Source organism: Natronosporangium hydrolyticum (assembly GCF_016925615.1).
In the GTDB taxonomy this organism is placed as follows: Bacteria; Actinomycetota; Actinomycetes; order Mycobacteriales; family Micromonosporaceae; genus Natronosporangium; species Natronosporangium hydrolyticum.
This window is the reverse complement of the sequence record NZ_CP070499.1, coordinates 3,141,408-3,161,465: the sequence shown is the minus strand read 5'-3', so window position 1 is coordinate 3,161,465 and position 20,058 is coordinate 3,141,408. Positions and strand designations below refer to the sequence as shown.

The window sequence follows — 20,058 nt, the reverse complement described above, 5'->3', positions numbered from 1 at the left end:
TCGGGGTCAGCCGGTGATCCGAACCCCGGCGAGCAGCGAGTCGATGAACTCCGGCCCGCTGCCCGCCGGGGGCGCCGCCTGGACGTAGACCAGCTCGGCGGGCTCGGCGGTGAGACCGGCGGCCTCGACCAGCTCCGGCTTGCCCGACTCGCACCCGCCGAATGTCAAGATCACCCAGTCGATGACCCCCTGGCCGATGGTGCGCCGTTCCGGCGCCGCACACTGCCCGTGGTGCTGGGCGGCGAGGAACTGCTCCGGGGTGTATTCCGCGGCGAGGGCCCGGGAGAGACCGACGAACGCACCGGGTACCGCCGGATCCGTCCGCCAGGCGTCGGGGTCAGGAGAGATCAGGATGGCGGGCTCCAGGTCGCCGTCGGTGCGGTGCTGCCCGGACCAGCCGGAGCCGGCCGCGCGCCAGCCCTCCGGGAGCGTCACGCTCAATCGGCCGGTCGAGTCCACCCCGGCCTGCGGGGCGCGCAGGTCATGAAGCCAGCCTAGGCCGCCGGTCGAGGCGACGACTGCGATGATCGCCGCCGCCACCACGGTCGCTCCGGTGGCCAACCTCAACCGCCGCCGCCGGGCTGGAGCCGGCGCGGATGGTTCGACTACGGAGTCGGCGGCCGGCCGGGCCTCGGCCAGCGCGCGTTCGAAGGCGGCGGCGTCCGGGTAGCGGTCGTCCGGCCGGGGCGACGTCGCGATCGCCAACACCGCGCGGATCTCCGCCGGCACCGCTGCGGGGCCGGTCCCGGTGAGCAACGTCTCGCCGAGCCGGCCCAGACCGTACACATCGGCGCGGGTGTCCACGATGCCGAGCGGATCGTCCTGCTCCGGGGCCATGTAACCGGGTGTGCCGGCCCGGGCGGTCAGGCCGGAGGCGGCGGCGAGCGCCTTGGCTAGGCCGAGGTCCCCGATCACTACCCCTTCCTGGCCGTCGGCGCGGGAGCGGAACAGGACATTGCCCGGGGTGAGATCCCGATGCACGATCTGGTGGGAGTGCAGCACCGCCACACCGGCGGCGATCTCGCGCAGCAGGGTGAGGGCCACTGGCAGCGGGAGTGACTCGTCCGCGGCCAGGCGGTCTCGCAGACTGCCGCGGTCCGCCCAGCCGAGGACCGCGTAGGGCCGACCATCGGCGAGTTCTCCGACCGTGTGTACCCGGACCAGCCGTTCGTGGTCCAGCCGCCACAGCAACCGCGCCTCGTCCCGGAACCGTTCCCGGACGCGCAGGTCGTGGCTCCAGTTCTCGGCGAGCACCTTGATCGCTACCCGGGCGTCGAGCGGCTCGTCGTACCCGAGCCAGACGGTGGCGAATGATCCGACGCCGAGCAGCCGCTCGATGCGGTAGGGGCCGATTCGGTCGGGCTGCTGCATGGCCCCGTACGTTACCGGGCCGGTGCGGTGTGGCTCGCGGTCAGCGGGCCCCGCCAGCCTGTTCCGGGATGGTTGCCGGGGCGCCGGCGCCGGTGCCCAGCGCCTCGACCACCTGTTCGGACAGGTGGGTCATCTGATCGACCTGCTCCGCGGTCAACAGATCGAAGAAGTAGCGGCGGACCGCCGCGACGTGGCCCGGGGCGGCCTGTTCGATGGCGTCGCGGCCGGCAGCGGTGACACAGACGAAGGCCCCACGGCCGTCATCCGCGCACTCCTCCCGGGAGATCAGGCCCCGGCGCTGCATCCGGGTCAGGTGGTGGGACAGCCGGCTCTGTTCCCACTGCAGCTCTCGCTGCAGCTCGGTGGGGCGGCGTCTCCCCGAGGGGATGTCGGTGAGGCTGACCAGCACCTCGTAGTCGGCGAGCGACAGGCCGGAGTCGGCTTGCAGTTGTCGGTGCAGGTGGGTGGAGAGGCGACGGTGCATCAGCAGGAAGCTCCGCCATGCTCGTTGCTCGTCGGGGGTCAGCCAGCCGGCACTGGTCACGAAAGTCACCTTACCTGTGATGCGGGACACAAATCGCTGGGTTGAATGATGCATCATGCAGATTGCTTCTATCATCGAGTATGACACGTCATCTAGCAATGGGAGTATGAGATGAGCTCCGCTACTCAGCACGCCGACCGCAGCCAACTCAGCGGCCGCTACACCATCGACCCGGCGCACACCCGGCTGGGCTTCGTGGCCCGGCACGCCATGGTGACCAAGGTGCGCGGAGCGTTCAATGACTTCGAAGGCACAGCGGTGCTCGACGCCGAGAACCTGGACGCCTCCAAGATCACGGTGACGATCAAGGCGAAGAGCATCGACACCCGCAACGAACAGCGCGACGAGCACCTGCGCAGCAACGACTTCCTGGCGATGGCGGACTACCCGGAGATCAGCTTCGTCTCCACCAGTGCCCGGCAGACCGGCGAGCAGGAGCTGGAACTGACCGGCGACCTCACCGTGCGGGGCGTCACCAAGTCGGTGACCATCCCGTTCCAGTTCGAGGGGGCCGCGACCGATCCGTTCGGCAACGTCCGGATTGGTTTCGAGGGGTCCACCACCATCAACCGAAAGGACTTCGGGGTGGTCTGGAACGCGCCGCTGGAGACCGGGGGAGTGCTGGTCAGCGAGAAGGTGGTGCTGGAGTTCGAGGTCTCCATGATCAAGGACGCCTGAGCTCTCAGCTCGTGCCGGCGGCGGGGGTCAGACGCCCCCGCCGCCGGTCCCCAGCACAGTGGCACAGTGGCACCGTGACGATGCTGACCACCGACGACCGGGTACGCCTCGACGCCCACCACGACCCCGGCCCGAGCGAACTCGGAATTGTGCTGGCGCACGGTTTCACCGGCTCATGGCGCCGGCCGGGGGTACGCCGCGCCGCCGAAGTGCTGGGGGAGGTAGCCGGTGTCGTCAGCTTCGACTTCCGCGGCCACGGCCGCTCCGGCGGCGTATCGACCGTGGGTGACCGTGAGGTATTCGACCTCGCGGCGGCGGTCGAGTGGGCGCGTTCGCTCGGCTACCGGCAGGTCGCCACGGTGGGGTTCTCAATGGGGGCGGCGGTAGCGATCCGGCACGCCGCCGACCGCGGGGCTGAGCTGGCCGGCGTGGTGGCGATCAGCGGTCCAGCCCGCTGGTTCTACCGGGACACGGCGGCGATGCGGCGGGTGCACTGGGTGATCGAGACCAGGCTGGGTCGGCTCGCCGGTCGGGTGCTGCGCCAGACCCGGATCGCGGCCGGCGGCTGGCAACCGGTGCCCGAACCTCCGGATACGGCGATCGCCCGGATCGCCCCGACCCCGCTGCTGGTGGTGCATGGCGACGCCGATCCGCTCTTCCCGGTGGAGCACGCGCACACCTTGCACCAGGCCGCGCGCGAACCCAAGGAGCTATGGGTCGTCCCCGGATTCGGACACGCGGAGAACGCGGCCCGGCCCGCGTTGCTGCGGCGGGTCGCTGACTGGCTTACCAATCAGCGACCCGCCGCGGCTACACCGCCTGGTTATTTCGGGTCGTAGGCGAGGTTCGGCCGCAGCCAGCGCTCCACTTCAGCCCGGTCCTGGCCCCGCCGTTGCGCGTAGTCGACGACCTGGTCTTCGCCGATCCGGCCGACCGTGAAGTAGCGCGAAGCCGGGTGGGCGAAGATGATCCCGCTGACGCTCGCCGCGGGATGCATCGCGTAGGAGTCGGTCAGCGACAGGCCGACCTGCTCCGCGTCGAGCAACTGGAACAGCTCACCCTTCAAGCTGTGATCCGGGCTGGCAGGGTAACCGAGCGCCGGCCGGATGCCCCGGAACCGCTCGGCGTGCAGCTCCTCGATCGCCGGCTCGACGTCCGGTTCGAACCACTCCCGGCGGGCCTGCAGGTGCAGATGCTCCGCGAACGCCTCGGCGAGCCGGTCGGCGAGCGCCTTCACCATGATCGCCTTGTAGTCGTCCTTCGCCTGCTCGTAGTGGGTAGCGAGATCCTCCGCTCCGTGGATCACCACACCGAAGCCACCGAGATGATCCCCGGCGGGAGCGATGTAGTCGGCGAGGCAGCGGTTGGGCCGACCAGCCGGCTTCTCGGTCTGTTGGCGCAGCATCGGGAAGCGCACCGCCGGGTCGTCGAGCACGATGTCGTCACCCTCGGAGTGCGCCGGCCAGAAGCCGTAGGCCCCCCGCGCCTGGAACGAGCCGTCGGCGATGATCTGGTCGAGCAGAGCATTGGCGTCGTCGAAGAGCTCCCGCGCCACCGGCTGGTCCAGGATCGCTGGATACTTGCCCTTCAACTCCCACGCTAGGAACAGGAACTGCCAGTCGATCATTTCGCGCAGTTCGGCGATCTCCGGCGTCACGGTGCGGACGCCGGTGAACGCCGGCACCGGCAGGTCGTCGAAGGCCACTTGCTCGGGGTTCTGGCGGATCTGGCTCAGCGTCAGCAACGGCTTCTGCTGCCGATTCTCGTGCTGGGTGCGCAGCCGCTGCTGCTCGGCGCGGTTGCTGATCGCCAGCTCCTGCGCCCGATCGTCGTCGAGGAGGTCCGAGACCACGCCGACCACCCGGGAAGCGTCCAGCACATGCACCGTGTTGCCCTCGTACGCCGGAGCGATCCGCACCGCCGTGTGCTGTCGGGAGGTGGTCGCTCCGCCGATCAGCAGCGGCAGCTTGAGCCCTCGCCGCTGCATCTCGGTGGCGACGGTGACCATTTCGTCCAACGACGGGGTGATCAGACCGGAGAGCCCGATCGCGTCCGCGCCCTCGGCGACCGCCGTGTCGAGGATCTGGGCGGCGGGCACCATCACCCCGAGGTCGATGACCTCGTAGCTGTTGCAGCCCAGCACGACGCCGACAATGTTTTTGCCGATGTCGTGCACGTCGCCCTTGACCGTCGCCATCACGACCTTGCCGTTGCCGCGGTCGGTGCCGTAGTGCCCTTCGGCGCGGAGCTTCTCCTTCTCGGCTTCCATGAACGGCTCCAGGTAGCCGACCGCACGCTTCATCACCCGGGCGCTCTTGACTACCTGGGGGAGGAACATCTTGCCGGCGCCGAACAGGTCGCCGACGGTCTTCATGCCGTCCATCAACGGACCCTCGATGACCTGCAGCGGCCGGTCGAACTGCTGCCGGGCCTCCTCGGTGTCATCCTCGACGAAGTCCACGATGCCGTGCACCAGGGCGTGCCGGATCCGCTCCGCGACCGGCGCCTCCCGCCAGGAGAGATCGACCTCCCGGCGCTTGGCTGAGCCGGTGAAGTTTTCGGCGAACGAGACCAGCCGGTCGGTGGCGTCCTCCCGCCGGTCGAAGATCACATCCTCGACCAGTTCCAGCAGGTCCGGCGGGATGTCCTGATAGACCGTGAGCTGGCCGGCGTTGACGATGCCCATGTCCAGCCCGGCCGGCAGGGCGTGGTAAAGGAAGGCCGAGTGCATCGCCTCCCGGACCATGTCGTTGCCGCGGAACGAGAACGACAGGTTGGAGATCCCGCCGCTGGTGCGGGCGCCGGGGCAGCGCTGTTTGATCCGGGGCAGCGCCTCGATGAACTCCTTGGCGTAGCCGTTGTGCTCAGCGATACCGGTCGCCACCGCCAGCACGTTGGGGTCGAAGACGATGTCCTCCGGCGCGAAACCGACCTCGCCGGTGAGCAGATCATAGGCGCGGGCGCAGATCTCGACCTTGCGATCGGCGGTATCGGCCTGCCCCTGCTCGTCGAAGGCCATCACCACCACGCCGCAGCCGTGATCGCGGATCGTCCGGGCCTGGGCCAGGAACTGCTCCTCGCCCTCCTTCAGGCTGATCGAGTTGACGATGCCCTTGCCCTGGACACACTTGAGCCCGGTCTCCAGGACGCTCCACCGAGAGCTGTCAATCATGATCGGCAGCCGGGCGACCTCCGGCTCGGTGGCGATGAGGTTGAGGAACGTGGTCATCGCCTGCTCGCTGTCGAGCAGGTCGGCGTCCATGTTGACGTCGATCAGGTTGGCGCCGCCCCGCACCTGCTCCAGGGCGACATCGACGGCGGTCTGGTAATCGTCGCTCTCGATCAACCGCCGGAACTTCGCCGAACCGGTGACGTTGGTGCGCTCACCGATCATCACGAACCCGGTGGTGGGGCTGATCTCGAACGGCTCCAACCCGCTGAATCGGGTCGCCGGGGACCGTTCCGGCAGCGGCCGACGCTGGACCGTCGAGACGGCGTTCGCGATTTCGGAGATGTGCGCGGGGGTGGTGCCGCAGCAACCGCCCACCACGTTGATCATCCCGGAATCGGCGAACTCCTTGAGCATCTCGGCGGTCTGCGCCGGAGTCTCGTCATAGCCACCGAACGCGTTCGGGAGGCCGGCGTTCGGGTATGAGGAGACGAAGGAATCGGCGAGTCGGGACAACTCAGCGACGTGCGGTCGCATCTCCGCCGCGCCCAGCGAGCAGTTGAGCCCGACGACCAGCGGCTGGGCCCGTTCGATCGAGCGCCAGAACGCTTCCACGGTCTGGCCGGAGAGGGTCCGGCCGCTAAGGTCGACGATGGTCACCGAAATCCAGAGTGGAACCTGCGGGGCCACCTCCCGCGCGGCCATGATGGCCGCCTTGCAGTTGAGCGTATCGAAGATGGTCTCAACCAATAGGACATCCACGCCACCCTCGGCCAGCGCCGCGATCTGCTCCGCGTACGCCTGCTTCACCTGGTCGAAGGAGACCGCACGAAAGGCGGGATCCTCCACCTTGGGGGAGAGCGAGAGGGTTACGTTCAGTGGTCCGATCGAGCCCGCGACGAAGCGGTTGTCGAACTCGTCCGCTGCCTGCCGAGCAAGCTGCGCGGCGCGCACGTTCATCTCATGCACGTGCGACTCGAGCCCGTAGTCGGCCTGCCCGATGGTGGTGGCGGTGAACGTGTTGGTGGTGGTGATGTCCGCACCGGCGGCCAGGTATTGCCGGTGCACGTCGAGGATCAGATCCGGCCGGGTCAGGTTGAGCAGATCCGGGTCGCCGGTGACGTCGTGGGAGTGGGCGGTGAACCGGTCACCCTGGTAGTCAGCGGTGGTCAGTTTCGCGTTCTGAAGCATCGTGCCCCAGGCGCCGTCCAGCACCAGAATCCGTTGCTCCAGGGCTTCCCGTAGCCCGCGTTGGTCGCTAGCGGTCGTGGATGTGCTCCCCAAGCCAAGTCACCTCCAAAAAATGAGGCGCCCTTGGTGCAGTCCAGGGGTCGAGCGTGGCGGGCACACACGCCCGTTGCAGCGCCTCTCGACTCAGACAGCGATTGTACCGATCCAGCGTGGTGCTGGCCAATGACGCAGCGTATCGGTGGATCTTGGCGACGGAGTCGGCGCGGGCGGGTTTGTCGGCGGTGCCCTACGGTTTGGCGAGTGGCCGGGCAGGGGATATGGGTGCATGGCTCCATCGGAGGCCCGGTCGTCGCGGTCGGTCACCGCCGGGTGGTCGGGCCGCGAACGCCGGTGTCCACGGAGGGCGGGCGCGGTGATCTTTCGGTCGGTCGATGAACTACCGTCGCACCGCGTTCGTATCGGCGTGATGACGGGGGCAGGTGTCGGTCTTGCGCCAACGGCTGCCCGGGTCGCGGCCGGCACGGTGCCGGCACCGCCTGTTCCTGGCCTCAACCATGGGAGAACGATGTCCAATACCCTGCCGGAGGTGTCCACTGCCGTGCCCGGCGCGGCGCTGGAGGCCGCTGCGGGCACCACCGCCACCGTCCGGATGGCGGTATCGGTTCCGTTGCGCTTCGTCGACGGATACCGGACCGCGGCACGTGTGTTCACGTTCAATGGGCTCTCCGACCGGGGCGAACACCTCGCGTTCGGGCTCGGTGACTGGCGGGCCAGCCTGCAGCGGGCCGCAGTCGGTGGTCCGCCGCCGTTGGTGCGACCGCACAGCGAGTGCCTGACCGGTGACGTGTTCGGCAGTCAGCGCTGCGACTGCGGCCCGCAGCTGCGGGAAGCGGTCGAGCGCATCGCCCAGACCGGTGGTTTCCTGCTCTACCTGCGGCAGGAGGGGCGCGGCATCGGCCTCTACGCCAAGCTGGACGCGTACGCGTTGCAGGACGGCGGGCTGGACACGTATGAGGCGAACCTCGCGCTCGGGCACGGTGAGGACGAACGGGACTACACCGTCGCCGCCGAGATGCTGCAGACGCTGGGCGTAGCGCAGATCACACTACTCAGTAACAATCCAGACAAGGCACGCCAACTGGAGCGGCATGGCATCCAGGTCACTGGCGCGGTCGCTACCGGGGTGCACGTGTCTGACGCGAACGCCCGGTACCTGAACACCAAGGTCCGCCGCTCCGGGCACACTCTCGACCTGCCGCCGCTGGGCTGATGGGAAGGATGAGATGACCGTCGCAACCTCCGCCGGTCGGTCCGGGCAGTCGCGACCGCTGCCCAACTCCGCCGCGACCGCCCCGCCGACCCCGTACACCCTCCTTAGTTGCAGCATGTCGCTCGACGGTTACCTCGACGACGCCAGTGAGGAGCGGCTACTGCTGTCCAATTCGGCCGACTTCGATCGGGTCGACGAGGTTCGCGCGCAGTGCGACGCGATCCTGGTCGGTGCCGGCACCGTCCGCCGGGATGATCCGCGCCTGTTGGTGCGGTCCAGCGCCCGCCGAGGTGAGCGGGTCGCCCGCGGGTTGCCCGCGTCGCCGATGAAGGTGACTCTCACCGGCGGGGCCGACCTGGACCCGGGGGCGAGGTTCTTCGTCACCGGGGAGACCGAAAAAATCATCTACTGTGCTCACTCCGTGTTCGGTGTTGCCCGGGAACGCTTCGGTGGCCTCGCCACGGTGGTGGACGGCGGCGACCCGGTCGACCTGCACGGGCTCGCGAACGACCTCCGGGCACGGGGAGTACGCCGGTTGATGGTGGAGGGCGGCGGCCGGGTACACACGCAGTTCCTTACGGCCGGGCTCGCGGACGAGCTGCAGCTGGTGATCGCCCCGTTCTTCGTCGGCGACAGCCGGGCGCCACGGTTCGTGCGCGACGGCGGGTTCCCGTGGGGGCCGGAGCATCGGGCCGAGCTCGCGGAGGTGCGTCAGCTCGGTGACGTGGTGCTGCTGCGCTATGCGCTGTCCGCTCGGTTCGGCGCCGACTGACCAGCCGCCGACCGCCGGTCGCGCCACCATCGGGCGGCCAGCACCACCGCCCCCGGGAGGCTCGCCACGAAGACCGACACCCCATAGATCACCGCAACCGCGAGCCCCTGTGCGGCCCCCAGCCCGGCGACTCCGAACGCCCAGGCGCAGACTCCCTCGCGGGGACCCCACCCACCCACGTTGAGGGGGATCGCCATCGCGATCAAGGCCAGCGTCAGCAGGGGCAGCAGTTCAGCGACGCCGGCGGTGACCCCGGCGGCGCGAGCCGCCACCACGAACATGGCGAGGAACCCGACCACCACCAACGCGGAGCAGGCGACGATCCCGGGCCAGCCGCGCCGGCCGAGCAGCCCGGTGCGTACCGCGGTGACGGTAGCGCGCACCGTCCGGCTGATAACCGCACCAGCCCGGGTGCTCCGAGCGCCGACCAGGCCTAGCGCCGCTAGGACGGCGATCAGAATCCCGCCGGCTACCAGCGCCGCGGTTGGTACCCGGATCGCCCTTAGCAGCGGCGCGCCGAGCAGCACGACCACCACCGCGCCGGCGGCGACGAGCACGACCTGCCCGGCTAGTCGCTCCAGCACTACGGCGCGCACGCCGAGCCCGAGATTGCGCAGGTCCCGGCCGTGTCGTACGGCTCGGTGCACGTCGCCGAGGACGCCGCCGGGCAGTGCGGCGTTGAGAAACTGCGCCCGGTAGTAAGCGGTGACCGCGGTGCCCAGGGGTAACGTGACGCCGAGCCCGCGGGCCACCAGCACCCACCGCCAGGCGCTGAGTACCGTGGTGGCCGCCCCGATCACGAAGATCAGCAGCAGGGTGCCCAGATCGATCATGCGCAGCCCGGCGAGGAAGCCGTCCGCACCGACCCGCCAGACCAGCACCCCGAGGATCGCGACCCCGCCCAGCACCCGAATCAAGACCCACCAGGTACGGGTGGGCAGGCCGAACCGGCGGTCGCCGGCGTCTGCGGTAGCTGCCAAGGCGATCGGCGGCGGGGTCGGTTCGGCTCGCGCGTCGCTGATCATCGTCTGGTCCTACGTCGTAGCGGCCGGAGACGGTTCACCCGGTCTCGAGGTGACGAGCAGGTCGTGATGGCCGATCTCGACCCACAGCGTGCCGGCGTGCCCGGCGGCGAGCCGGCGAGCGAGGTACTCCTCGGCCGGAGCCGACAGCTCCGGGCGCTGCTCGCAGGCGGCCGCGACCCACCCTCGTAGCCACTGGTCGATCAATGCTGGCTGGTCGGGGCCGAGTCGCCAGGGACTCTCCTGCACCCGGACCGTGGCGCCGAGGTCAGCGAAGGTCGCCGCCGCCGCCGTCGGCGCCGCCGGGCCCAGCAGGCGTCGCTCGCCGACGCGGCGGCGCTGGTGGTCGTTGAAGGCCGCGGCGAGTGAAGGGTCGAGGGGGTCGGCGGGCGTGAACCGGACCTGTCCGGTGACCGACAGGGTCAGTAGCGCCGGGCAGCCGGCCGCCGTGATCACCGCTGCCAGGTGGCTCAGCTCCGCCCCGGTCAGCAGGTCTAACAGGGCCGACGCGGTCACCAGCTGGAGCCCGGCCAGCGCATCGGCGGGCAGCTCGGTGAGGTCGTAGCGGCGGGCTTCGCCGGTGACCCGGGAGCCGTCGGCAGCCTGGTCGGGCAGGTGGCTGACCGCGTGGGTCAACAGCTCGGGGTCCTGGTCGATGAGCAGCCAGTGCTGCGGTCCGGGGAGCCGGCCCGCCAGCCAGCGAGCCATCGAACCGGTCCCGCAGCCGAGATCACCGATCCGGAGCGGGCCGGTCGGCAGCAGCTGCCGCAGCGGCGCGATCAGCGCGGCTGCCCGGGCCGCCGCGTCCGCGGGCTCACGCAGCTCCAGCCAGGCCGGGCTGTAGCGGGGCGGGTCGACGGTGCTCATGCTGGTCCTTCCTTGGTCGTGGCCAGCCCGGCCAGGACCTGGTCGACCGCGCCGGCGGTCGCGGCCCAACCGGGCAGCGCGGCCCGTCGGGCCTGCGCGGCGGCGCGTAGCCGCTGCCGCAGCGCCGGTTCATCCCACCAACGGGCCAATGCCCTGGCCAACGCCGGTGGGTCGGCCGGCGGCACCAGCAGGCCGGGCCGCTGCCCGTCCGGCGCCCGGCCCAGCGCCGCCGGGACGCCCCCCACCTCGGTGGCGATCACCGGGATGCCGCGGGCGAGCGCCTCGGTGACCACCATCCCGTAGGTTTCGGCGTGTGAGGCAAGCACCAGCAGGTCGGCGGTGTGGTAGGTGGCGGCCAGGGCAGGCCCGGTACGCGGCCCCGGCAGCTCGATGCGGCCGGCCAAGCCCGGTTCCGCCGCCGCCTCCCGCAGCCGGGTCAGATACCGTTCGTCGCCGCCGGCGGCCCCCACGCAGACACACCGCCAGCGCCGATCGGACACCTGGGCCAGGGCCTCGACCAGCACGTCGTGGCCCTTTCGCGGGGTGAGTGCGGCGACGCAGAGCAGCTGGCCGGCGCCGTCGGTGCCGGCCGCCAGCGGCGCCGGTGCGACCCCCGGTTCCGCCACATGCACCTGGTCAGCCGGCAGGTGGTGACTCTCGATCAGGCGCCGCGCCGCCCAGTCGCTGGTGGCGATGACCGCGGCGGCCACTGCCAGGCTGCGCTGCTCCCGGTCGTGGCGCGCCGCAGCGACGGCCGGGTCCAGACCGGTCTCGTCGGCCAGCGGGAGATGGACGAGCAGCACCAGCCGTAACCGGTCGGCGGCGGCCCGCAGCGCCTCCGGTGCGGCGCACCCGACCAGGCCGTCGATGACGGTGAGCGCGCCGTCGGGCAACCGGGCGAGCGCATCCGCCAGCTGCTGCTCCTCGCCGGCGGTGGGCGCCGGCCAGGCCCCGGCGACGAGGTGCTCTCGAACCCGCCACCCGGCGTGGCTGAGGGCCTCGGCGAGGCAGCGGTCGTAGGTGTTGCCGCCGCTGGGCGAGCCGGGGTCGTCGATGCCGGACGGGAGCACCAGCTGCACTACGTTCATAGGGTGCGTTCGTAGCTGGCCCAGGCGATGTGGGACTCGTGCAGGGTGACCGTCAGGCCGGTCAGTCCGCGAGCGGCGGCACCGAGCGCGCCGGCCTGCACTCGCCCCGCGAGCCGGTCGGCGACCACTCTGGCGAGGTACTCGGTTGAGGTATTGACCCCGGCGAACTCCGGCAACTCGTCCAGGTTCTGGTAGTTGAACTCGCCGACCACCTCGGCTAGCTGGGCGCTGGCGAGTCCGATGTCGACCACAATGTTGTCAGGGTCCAGCTCCGGGCGGCGGAACGTCGCGTCCACCACGTAGGTGGCGCCGTGCAGGCGTTGCGCGGGTCCGAAGACTTCGCCCCGGAAGCTGTGCGCGATCATGACGTGGTCCCGGACGGTTACGCTGAACAACTCACTCTCCAGTTCGGTCGGTGTCAGTGGGGTAGCGGACCCGGTGGCAGAGCCCGCCCCGGGCGCCGCTCGCGAACTCGGCAAGCAGCTCGGGTAGGTCATCGAAGTCGGACTCGCCGCTGATCAACACCTCGAAGCCGGGGTCGGCGAGTAGCCGCAGCGCCAGCGCTAGCCGCTCGGCGTGGCTGCGCCGGCCGCGCCGAGCCGGCGCGATCGTGCCGACCTGGCTGCTGCGAAGCGTCAGCCGGCGAGAATGGAACGCCTCGCCGAGCGGCGCGCCGACCGTCCGGTCGCCGTACCAGCTCAGCTCGATCACGGTGGCCTCGGGAGCGGCCAGGGTCAGGCACTGGGCCAGCCCGGCGTCGGTAGCGCTGGCGTGGAAGACCAGGTCGCACTCGCCAGCGGCGGCTGGCGGCAGCGCGAACTCCACCCCGAACGCCTCGGCCACCGCCGCCCGGCCAGGGTCGGCATCGATCAGCTGCACCCGGGCCCCGGGTAGCTTCGCCAGCACACCGACCACCGCTCCGCCGACCATGCCGCCGCCGACCACCGCAATCCGGTCGCCGACCAGCGGGGCAGCGTCCCACAGCGCGTTGACCGCGGTCTCCACCGCACCGGCGAGGACCGCCCGCGCCGCCGGCACCGACTCGGGCACCGGCGTAACCGCCGCCGCCGGCACCACATACCTGCTCTGGTGCGGAAAGAGACAGAAGACCGTGCGCCCCCGCAACTCGGGCGGGCCGGCCTCGACCACGCCGACGTTGAGGTACCCGTACTTCACCGGGCCGGGGAACTCACCCGTCTGAAACGGCGCCCGCATCACCTGTTGCTGGCTCGGCGGAACTTCGCCCCGGAACACGAGCGTCTCGGTGCCCCGGCTGATGCCGGAGTAGAGCGTCCGCACTCGTACCTCGTCGGCGGCGGGCTCGGGAAGCTGCTCGGTGCGCAGCTCGGCTCGACCAGGGGTAGCCAGCCAGAGCGCGCGAGCCTGCGCCGACATCAGGTCACCTCCCCGCGGCCGGGCAACGGGCCGCGGCACGTCCGGTCACGATACGCCGCTCGCGCCAGTGGGCTGTGCCACCCCGTAGATGTCGCCGGAGTTGACCTCGTGCGGCAGCGAACGGAGGTAGTCGGCGAGCTTCGCGGCGCTGCGCCAACGGCCGAAGACCAGCTGCTGCCGCTCGCCGAGCACTAGGTCGAAGCCGTAGTGGCCGAGGGTGGCCAACCGTTCCAGGCAGGCCAGCGCCACTTTTCGTTCGATGGTGGTGAATTCGAAGGACAGCGCCGGAACTGCGGTGGTCAGGCCGGCGAGCACCGCCTCCTCGTACCCTTCGACGTCTATCTTGATGAACGAGGGCACGCCGTGCTCGGCGATCAGCGCGTCCAGGGTTGTGACCGGGACCGCAATCGTGGTGTCCCACACCTGCCCCTCCCACCCCAGCGCCCCCGCGGCGGCGGCGACGAAATGGGCGGAGGCGGTCGAGACGGTCGGATTGGCGGAGTTGACGTGCAGCGTCACCTCGCCGGGCTGGTCGCCGCAGGCGGCGGCGACCAGGGTGAGCTGGTCGTCGCCGGGGTAGAGGGCGCGGATCGCTTGGGCACAGATCGGCTGCGGCTCCACCGCCACCACCCGGGCACCGAGTCGGCGGAAGCAGCCGATCCGGTCCCCGATGTGCGCCCCGAGGTCGAACGCCAGGTCTCCGGGGCCGACGAATTGGGCATAGAAGCGATCCATCAGCGCGTCCCGGGCGGGGTCGCCGTAGTAGACCTCGAGCGAGCGGTGCAGGGCCGACATCGCCGGGTCGCGGCGCAGTGTGGCGACGTCGTCGGGATCCGGGGCCGAGTAGGCGGTCAAGAAAGTCCTCCGGCGGGTAGTGAACGAACCAGGCGCGCGCCTCGTGTACCTGGGGGTGCGGCTACGATACGCGGTTGCATTCAGGATTTGTCCAGAAATGGAGCAATGGTGACGTTAAGCGTTAGAAGCGACACGGCCCGCTCGGTCCACCCGCCATCGGTAGGCCTGCTCGCCCAGTTCGCGGTCCTGACGCTGCTCGCAGCGACGGTCGAACTCGGGCCGGCGGGCTGGTTCGCCGGCATCGCCTTCGGGGTGGGCACCTGGGTCCTGCTCACGCAGGCGTTCAGCCGCCCCGAGGCGCGCGGCTGGGGACCGGCCGACACCGTCACCCTGGCCCGGGCCACCCTGATCGGCGGGGTCACCGCGCTGGTCGCCGATTCGTTCTTCGCCGCGCCCCCGATCCCGGTGCTGGTGACCATCGCCGCGGTCGCGCTGATGCTCGACGCGGTCGACGGGCAGGTCGCCCGGCGCACCGGGACGACCTCCGTGGTAGGTGCGCGCTTCGACATGGAGGCCGACGCAGCCCTGGTGCTGGTGCTAAGCGTCTTCGTCGCCCTCGCGGTGGGGTGGTGGGTGGTGCTGCTCGGTCTGCCCAGATACCTCTTCGCGGGCGCTGCCCGCAGCCAACCCTGGCTGCGTCGGCCGTTGCCGGTACGGATGTCCCGCAAGGTGGTCGCCGCCACCCAGGGCACGGTGCTGCTCGTCGCCGCCGCCGGGGTCCTGCCGGCGCCACTGATGACCGCCGGCCTAGCCCTGCTGCTGCTCCTGTTGGCGTGGTCGTTCGGTCGTGACATCGGCTGGTTGTGGCGGCTGCGCCACCGGCCGATGCCCAACCTCGCACCGGCGCTATGACCGAACCGAAGGAACCAACCACCGGCCCGGCCAACCGGTGGGACCGCCGCCAACTGCTCACCGGGGCGCTCACCGTCGCCGCTGGCGTCCTGGTGTGGATCGCGCTGACCCTGCCAGCCGAGCCGGGCCGGCTCTACCCAAGTTCGCTGCTGCGGATCCCGGTGGAGGCGTTGGTCCTGGCCGGGTTGCTGTTGGTGGTCCCGACCCGGGCCCGGACTCCGGTGGCGATCGTCGGTGGGCTATGGGTGGGCCTGCTGGCGGCGTGGACCGCGTTCGACCTGGGCTTCCACACCTTCCTCGCCCGGCCGTTCGACCCGGTGCACGACTGGCCGCTGGCCTGGGCCGGCCTCGGGTTCCTTACCGACGCGTCCGGTCAGGCGGTCGCGGTGGCGGCGGTGGTCGGCGTGGTGCTGCTGGCGCTGCTGGTACTGGTGTTGACGACGCTGTCGATGCTGCGGTTGGCGAAGGTCGTCGCCCGGCACCGGCGGCAGGCCAGCTCCGTCGTTGCCGCGCTCGGCGCCGTCTGGCTGGTGGCGGCGCTGGTCGGGGCCCAGCTGGTGGCGGACCTGCCGGTCGCCGCCCACCACGGCGACAAGGTGCAACGGGTCGGTGAGAGCCTGCGGGACCACCGGGCCTTCGCGGCCGAGCTGGCGGTCGATGAGTTCCGCGACGTCCCCGACGACGAGCTGCTCACCGCGTTGCGCGGAAAGGATGTGCTGATCGCCTACGTGGAGAGCTACGGCCGGGACGCGATCGAGAATCCTCGGTACGAAGCGACGATCGGGGCGACCCTGACCAGCGGCGAGCAGCGACTCACCGAATCCGGCTTCGAAGCGCAGAGCGGCTTCCTCACCGCGCCGATCATCGGCGGCGGCAGCTGGCTGGCCCACGCCACGCTGCGGTCCGGGCTCTGGGTCGACAACCCGCGGCGTTACCAGACCGTCCTCGACAGTGACCGGATGACCCTCAACCACGCCTTCCAACGCGCCGGGTGGCGCACCGTCGGAGTGATGCCCGGCATCTTCGACGACTGGCCGGAGGGGGAGACCTTCGGCTATGACGAGATCTACGACCGGGCGGCGCTCGACTACCAGGGGCCCCGAATGAACTGGGGGATCATCCCGGATCAGTACACCGTGGCGGCGTTCGAACGGTTCGAGCGGTCGGCCCGGGACCGGGCCCCGGTGATGGCCGAAATGCCGCTGTTGACCAGCCACAATCCCTGGACTCCGGTGGCGCCGCTGATCGACTGGGAGGAGGTCGGGGATGGGTCTATCTTCCACGACCGGCCCGCCGTCGGGCCGCCGGCCGAGGAGGTGTTGCGCGACCCGGAGCGGTTGCGGACCGCCTTCGGGCACGCGGTGGCGTACTCGCTCGACACGTTGATCTCCTATGTCGAGACCTATGGGGACGAGGATCTGGTGCTGGTGATGCTGGGCGACCACCAGCCCTCCCCACTGGTCACCGGGGACGGCGCGGGCGCCGACGTACCCGTTACCATCGTCACAGGCGACCCGGCGCTGCTCGACCGGATCGCCGACTGGGGGTGGCACGACGGCATCCGCCCCGGGCCGGAAGCACCCGTCTGGGGGATGGACGCCTTTCGGGACCAATTCTTGACCGCCTTCGCGTAGACCGCCGAGGAGACCCGATGTTCGAAGAGTTCATGGACATTCCCGCCCACCCGTTGCTGGTCCATGCTCCCGTCGTGTTCGTTCCGCTGCTGGCGTTGCTCGCGATCGCGTACGCCTTCGTGCCGGTGATCCGCCCCCACACCCGCTGGGTGTTGGGCGCCCTGGCGGTGGTGACTCCGATCTCGGCGCTCTTCGCAAAGCTCTCCGGGGACGCGTTCTTCGACCGGCTCGACGAGGCCGGCCGGATTACCGAGGGCTTTTACCCCACCCTCGAGGAGCACCAGGCGCTGGGAAACATGACCGCGTTCACCACGGCGATCCTCGGGCTGGCGACGCTGGCGCTGGTCCTGTTCGTCGTGCCCCGCCGATCCGCGGCGGCCCTGGAGCCGGGCGGGGGAGCCCAGCCCCTGCTCCTGTTGGGCCTGCGGGTGCTCACGGTGCTCGCGGCGCTCGCGAGCTTGTATTACGTGGTGCGCACCGGTGACACCGGTGCGAAGGCGGTGTGGACCGGCTACTGACCGGGCTCACGCCCGCCGGACTCGATACCGCAGGTGGGTGACGCCGTGGCCGGCTGCGATCGCGATCGGGCCCTCCAGGAGTACGGGTGGGCGACTCAACTCGCTGAGGTACGGCGTGCCACCGCCCAGCAGCACCGGCACTAGTTCGATCCACACCTCGTCGAGGAGCCGGGCGTTCAATACCTGCCGGGCGACGGAGCCGGCGCTGACCCCCACGGCCCTACGGCCGGCGAGCGCCTTCGCCTGGGCGAGAGCGGATTCGATGTGGCCGGAACGAAACACGAAGGGCGCCTCCGCGCGTGGCCACTCGTCCGGCAATCGGTGAGTGAGAACGACCACCGGGACCCCCAGTGGATGCTGACCACCCCAGCCGCCGGTGAGGTCGAACTGCCGCCGACCAACGACCAACGCCCCGGTCCGGTCGGCCAATTCGCGAAAGTGCGCCGCGCTGGCCTCCGACATGTGGAAGGAGACCTCGGGGTTGGCGGTAGGCAACTGCTGCGGTCCATTGGCGTACCAACTGAACAGGTGTGCGAACCCCTGCTCGTCCGGTCCGGCGATGTAGCCGTCGAGCGACATGCTCGCGGCGGTGTAGACGACGCCCATGCGCGAACTTCTCTCTGATCAGCCCACACTCATCAGTTGAACGGACATCCAGCAAGCGCAAAAATCGACTGCTTCAAATATAGCAGCCTGCGGCGTCGGTCTCGTTCAGCCGATCCGGGGACCAAGTGCGTCCTCGGGCAGCGTCCGGACCACCCGCGGCGTACCCGGGGTTGTGGCGTCGTGGCACACTGTCGCGTGGTTCGACGGTCACAGGGGAGGGTGGGCGGCTTGATGCTGGACAGATCATGGTGGCTGATCCGATGTGCGCTATTGGCCGGAGTCGTCAGCCTCACGGTCGCGGCGCCGGGAGCTTCCCCCGCCGCCGCAGCGACCGGGGCCGCCGAGGCCCCATCGTGCACCGTCACCGGGTTCGCCCCCGACTCGCCAACCGCCCGAGCGGAGCTGCGGGAGGAGCTGATCGAGGAGGATCTGCGACTCGCCGACGGTGAGGTGTTGGATCGGGAACGGCCGTGGGTGGTGCCGGACGGCGCGGAACCGGTTCTGGTGCTCGACTCCAGTGCGCCGCTGCCCGGCGGTTCGGTGCAGCTGGCCGCCGCCGGGGAGCGGTTCGAGCTCGGCTCTCGTGAGTTCGACGAGGAGGGAGAGCAGCCCAGCCGCTATGTCAGCAATGTGGAGCTGCCCCATCTCGGCGACACCACCCGCGTCCTCGGGCTGGAGGTGACCGGTGGGGAATGCGCCGTGGGGGTAGTGCTCGGGGTGGACCGTAGCGTGTGGTCGACGACCGTGGGCCAGGCCGCCATCGCCGCAACCATGATCTTTGCCCTACTCACGGTCCTGCTTGGTCGGCTCAACCGGGGTGGCTGGCTGGTTCGCTTCCTGTCGGCGGCGCCGGCCGGGCTGCTGACCGGGGTGGCAGTGGCGGCGCTGCTCTACGAGGCTGGGCTGGTGAACCCGTTCGGGCTGCTGCCCTGGTGGTGGCCGGTGGCCGGGTTGGCGCTGGCCGCCGTGCTGCCGTTCACCCGCTGGCCCCGACCAGCGCCCGCAGCATCCCAGCCGGCGCCGACGGTGCCGGCCGAGACACCGGATGGCGCACCGGCCGCGACGGCGGATGCGACACCGGATGCGGGGCCGGCGCAGCCGGTGGCCGTAGCCCCGGAACGTCGGCGCTGGCTCGACCTCTCTGCCCAGGTCGGCGCGGTGGCGGCCGCGGTGCTGCTGGTCGGCGCCGCGGTGCTGGTGGTCGGCCCGGCGCCGGCGCAGGCCCAGCGGGTGGTGGTCACCCCCGAGCAGGCCCGCGTGGTCTTCGAACAGACTTTCGCCGACGGCTTGGAGCGACGGTTCGACTTCATCCCGTTCGGACCGCGGCGAGCCATCCACGCCCTCGCCACCAGCGATGATGCGATCCAGGATGCCGGGCTGGCCGAGGTGGCGATCGGGGTGCCGCCGGAGCAGTGGGACTATCCGGCCTGGTTCGTGGTCACGGCGGAGCTGCACTACGGCGATGAGCTGGCGTCGATCTTCGCGCGGTTCGACCGGGTGGCCGCCGACGAGCCGTGGCAGATGACCACCTTTACCTGGGCTCAGGATCGGGCACCCCAGCTGGCGCTCGACTCGGACGGCTGGCTGGCGCCCGCCCCGGAGCTGACCACCCTCAGCTACTCAGCGGAGGAACTCGTCGACCGGTACCGGGAGCTGGCCGACCGGCAGCAAGACGAGTTGATCGCGGACAACCAGCTGGTGGAGCGGCCGGAGCTGGTCACCGACGACGTGCTGGACGTTCGCCCAGGAGGCGGGTCGTTCCTGCGGGAACTCCACGACGTGGTCTATAGCTTCCCGTTCGACCTCTTCTACTACCTGGACACGGTCGGCGACGAGCCACTCGGCCTCTCCGTGGAGCTGGACCTGGCGCCCGATTTCGAGTCGGTCCAGGCGGTGCCGCTCGCCGACGGCACGACGCTGCTATCGGTGGCGTTGACCGCCGAGCACGCGACCCACAACCGAGCCCGGGACGACGCGGGAGAACCGCGCAACGGGTCCTGCGAGGAGCATCTGAATCTGCGCTACAGCGGCGCGGTGAACTACCGGGTCTTCGCCACCGACCACCAGCTGCTGCTCCTGGCGTGGCTGCCGGCCGCCGGCGACCACGATGAGGCGACCGATGCTGCGCCGGCCGTGCAGATCAGCGACCCGATCCTGACCACCGATCGGCCGGCCGAGGAGCGATCCGAGCGCTGCTGACCGGCCCCCGTCTGCCACCACCCGGTG

Annotated in this window: 16 protein-coding genes, 1 pseudogene and 1 riboswitch; of the genes and pseudogenes, 7 read left to right on the top strand and 10 right to left on the bottom strand. The window is 70.5% G+C overall.

The genetic code is table 11. The features are described from left to right. Nucleotides 1-6 precede the first annotated feature (6 nt). A complete protein-coding gene (locus tag JQS43_RS14035; protein WP_239674832.1) occupies nt 7-1,371 on the bottom strand; it encodes a serine/threonine-protein kinase in 1,365 nt (454 codons plus the stop codon). Nucleotides 1,372-1,411: 40 nt separating this feature from the next. Next, nucleotides 1,412-1,915: a MarR family winged helix-turn-helix transcriptional regulator gene (locus tag JQS43_RS14030; protein ID WP_239674831.1), complete on the bottom strand. Its 504-nt coding sequence runs from the start codon at nt 1,913-1,915 to the stop codon at nt 1,412-1,414. A 111-nt stretch (nt 1,916-2,026) separates the two neighbouring features. Between JQS43_RS14030 and JQS43_RS14025 the strand changes: the two genes are divergently transcribed. Together JQS43_RS14025 and JQS43_RS14020 are read left to right on the top strand one after the other, a co-directional pair. Beyond that, nucleotides 2,027-2,593 (top strand): YceI family protein, encoded by a 567-nt coding sequence (locus JQS43_RS14025; RefSeq protein ID WP_239674830.1) that lies wholly within the window; start codon nt 2,027-2,029, stop codon nt 2,591-2,593. A gap of 80 nt (nt 2,594-2,673) precedes the next feature. After that, entirely contained in the window at nt 2,674-3,432 is a 759-nt protein-coding gene (locus JQS43_RS14020) for an alpha/beta hydrolase (protein ID WP_239679441.1), read from the top strand. Here JQS43_RS14020 and metH read toward each other — a convergent pair. After that, a complete protein-coding gene (gene metH, locus JQS43_RS14015; RefSeq protein ID WP_239679440.1) occupies nt 3,417-6,995 on the bottom strand; it encodes a methionine synthase in 3,579 nt (1,192 codons plus the stop codon). The genes JQS43_RS14020 and metH overlap by 16 nt on opposite strands. Nucleotides 6,996-7,060: 65 nt before the next feature. Then, nucleotides 7,061-7,139, bottom strand: a riboswitch (S-adenosyl-L-homocysteine riboswitch). A gap of 463 nt (nt 7,140-7,602) precedes the next feature. Between metH and JQS43_RS14010 the strand changes: the two genes are divergently transcribed. Both JQS43_RS14010 and JQS43_RS14005 read left to right on the top strand, forming a co-directional pair. Next, entirely contained in the window at nt 7,603-8,223 is a 621-nt protein-coding gene (locus JQS43_RS14010) for a GTP cyclohydrolase II (RefSeq protein ID WP_239679439.1), read from the top strand. Nucleotides 8,224-8,236: 13 nt separating this feature from the next. Continuing rightward, complete coding sequence (locus JQS43_RS14005) at nt 8,237-8,995, top strand: RibD family protein (RefSeq protein WP_275580896.1); 759 nt, start codon at nt 8,237-8,239, stop codon at nt 8,993-8,995. Here JQS43_RS14005 and JQS43_RS14000 read toward each other — a convergent pair. From JQS43_RS14000 to JQS43_RS13975, 6 genes are read right to left on the bottom strand one after another with little or no spacing between them, the layout of a single operon-like run. Next, the gene (locus JQS43_RS14000) at nt 8,962-10,020 is read right to left on the bottom strand and encodes a lysylphosphatidylglycerol synthase transmembrane domain-containing protein (RefSeq protein ID WP_239674829.1); all 1,059 of its coding nucleotides are present in this window, start codon (nt 10,018-10,020) and stop codon (nt 8,962-8,964) included. The two genes, JQS43_RS14005 and JQS43_RS14000, sit on opposite strands and share 34 nt — an antisense overlap. Before the next feature lie 9 nt (nt 10,021-10,029). Then, nucleotides 10,030-10,884: a class I SAM-dependent methyltransferase gene (locus JQS43_RS13995; RefSeq protein WP_239674828.1), complete on the bottom strand. Its 855-nt coding sequence runs from the start codon at nt 10,882-10,884 to the stop codon at nt 10,030-10,032. Next, nucleotides 10,881-11,972 (bottom strand): glycosyltransferase family 4 protein, encoded by a 1,092-nt coding sequence (locus JQS43_RS13990; RefSeq protein ID WP_239674827.1) that lies wholly within the window; start codon nt 11,970-11,972, stop codon nt 10,881-10,883. The genes JQS43_RS13995 and JQS43_RS13990 overlap by 4 nt, the downstream gene beginning before the upstream one ends. Then, a complete protein-coding gene (locus JQS43_RS13985; protein WP_239674826.1) occupies nt 11,969-12,367 on the bottom strand; it encodes a 6-pyruvoyl trahydropterin synthase family protein in 399 nt (132 codons plus the stop codon). The genes JQS43_RS13990 and JQS43_RS13985 overlap by 4 nt, the downstream gene beginning before the upstream one ends. 1 nt (nt 12,368) lies before the next feature. Further along, nucleotides 12,369-13,367, bottom strand: a complete 999-nt coding sequence (locus tag JQS43_RS13980) for a zinc-dependent alcohol dehydrogenase (RefSeq protein WP_239674825.1) — start codon at nt 13,365-13,367, stop codon at nt 12,369-12,371. Between the two features lie 45 nt (nt 13,368-13,412). Beyond that, on the bottom strand, nt 13,413-14,162 hold the full coding sequence (locus tag JQS43_RS13975; protein ID WP_239679437.1) for an FkbM family methyltransferase: 750 nt from the start codon (nt 14,160-14,162) through the stop codon (nt 13,413-13,415). 165 nt (nt 14,163-14,327) lie between these two features. On the opposite strand from JQS43_RS13975, the pseudogene JQS43_RS13970 reads away from it, so the two are divergent. Together JQS43_RS13970 and JQS43_RS13965 are read left to right on the top strand one after the other, a co-directional pair. Beyond that, a pseudogene (locus JQS43_RS13970) lies at nt 14,328-16,708 on the top strand (CDP-alcohol phosphatidyltransferase family protein). 17 nt (nt 16,709-16,725) lie between these two features. After that, nucleotides 16,726-17,226 (top strand): DUF2231 domain-containing protein, encoded by a 501-nt coding sequence (locus JQS43_RS13965; protein ID WP_239674824.1) that lies wholly within the window; start codon nt 16,726-16,728, stop codon nt 17,224-17,226. Nucleotides 17,227-17,232: 6 nt separating this feature from the next. Here the strand turns inward: JQS43_RS13965 and JQS43_RS13960 are convergent, their stop codons facing one another. Then, on the bottom strand, nt 17,233-17,832 hold the full coding sequence (locus JQS43_RS13960) for a dihydrofolate reductase family protein (protein ID WP_239674823.1): 600 nt from the start codon (nt 17,830-17,832) through the stop codon (nt 17,233-17,235). A gap of 231 nt (nt 17,833-18,063) precedes the next feature. On the opposite strand from JQS43_RS13960, the gene JQS43_RS13955 reads away from it, so the two are divergent. Further along, the gene (locus JQS43_RS13955) at nt 18,064-20,031 is read left to right on the top strand and encodes a DUF8094 domain-containing protein (RefSeq protein ID WP_239674822.1); all 1,968 of its coding nucleotides are present in this window, start codon (nt 18,064-18,066) and stop codon (nt 20,029-20,031) included. Nucleotides 20,032-20,058: the final 27 nt, after the last annotated feature.

Coding starts and splice junctions, on each gene's coding strand:
- JQS43_RS14035 (WP_239674832.1), bottom strand. CDS start 1,371: ATGCAGCAGCCCGACCGAATCGGCCCCTACCGCATCGAGCGGCTGCTC.
- JQS43_RS14025 (WP_239674830.1), top strand. CDS start 2,027: ATGAGCTCCGCTACTCAGCACGCCGACCGCAGCCAACTCAGCGGCCGC.
- JQS43_RS14020 (WP_239679441.1), top strand. CDS start 2,674: ATGCTGACCACCGACGACCGGGTACGCCTCGACGCCCACCACGACCCC.
- JQS43_RS14010 (WP_239679439.1), top strand. CDS start 7,603: ATGGCGGTATCGGTTCCGTTGCGCTTCGTCGACGGATACCGGACCGCG.
- JQS43_RS14005 (WP_275580896.1), top strand. CDS start 8,237: ATGACCGTCGCAACCTCCGCCGGTCGGTCCGGGCAGTCGCGACCGCTG.
- JQS43_RS14000 (WP_239674829.1), bottom strand. CDS start 10,020: ATGATCAGCGACGCGCGAGCCGAACCGACCCCGCCGCCGATCGCCTTG.
- JQS43_RS13995 (WP_239674828.1), bottom strand. CDS start 10,884: ATGAGCACCGTCGACCCGCCCCGCTACAGCCCGGCCTGGCTGGAGCTG.
- JQS43_RS13990 (WP_239674827.1), bottom strand. CDS start 11,972: ATGAACGTAGTGCAGCTGGTGCTCCCGTCCGGCATCGACGACCCCGGC.
- JQS43_RS13980 (WP_239674825.1), bottom strand. CDS start 13,367: ATGTCGGCGCAGGCTCGCGCGCTCTGGCTGGCTACCCCTGGTCGAGCC.
- JQS43_RS13975 (WP_239679437.1), bottom strand. CDS start 14,162: ATGTCGGCCCTGCACCGCTCGCTCGAGGTCTACTACGGCGACCCCGCC.
- JQS43_RS13965 (WP_239674824.1), top strand. CDS start 16,726: ATGTTCGAAGAGTTCATGGACATTCCCGCCCACCCGTTGCTGGTCCAT.
- JQS43_RS13960 (WP_239674823.1), bottom strand. CDS start 17,832: ATGGGCGTCGTCTACACCGCCGCGAGCATGTCGCTCGACGGCTACATC.
- JQS43_RS13955 (WP_239674822.1), top strand. CDS start 18,064: ATGCTGGACAGATCATGGTGGCTGATCCGATGTGCGCTATTGGCCGGA.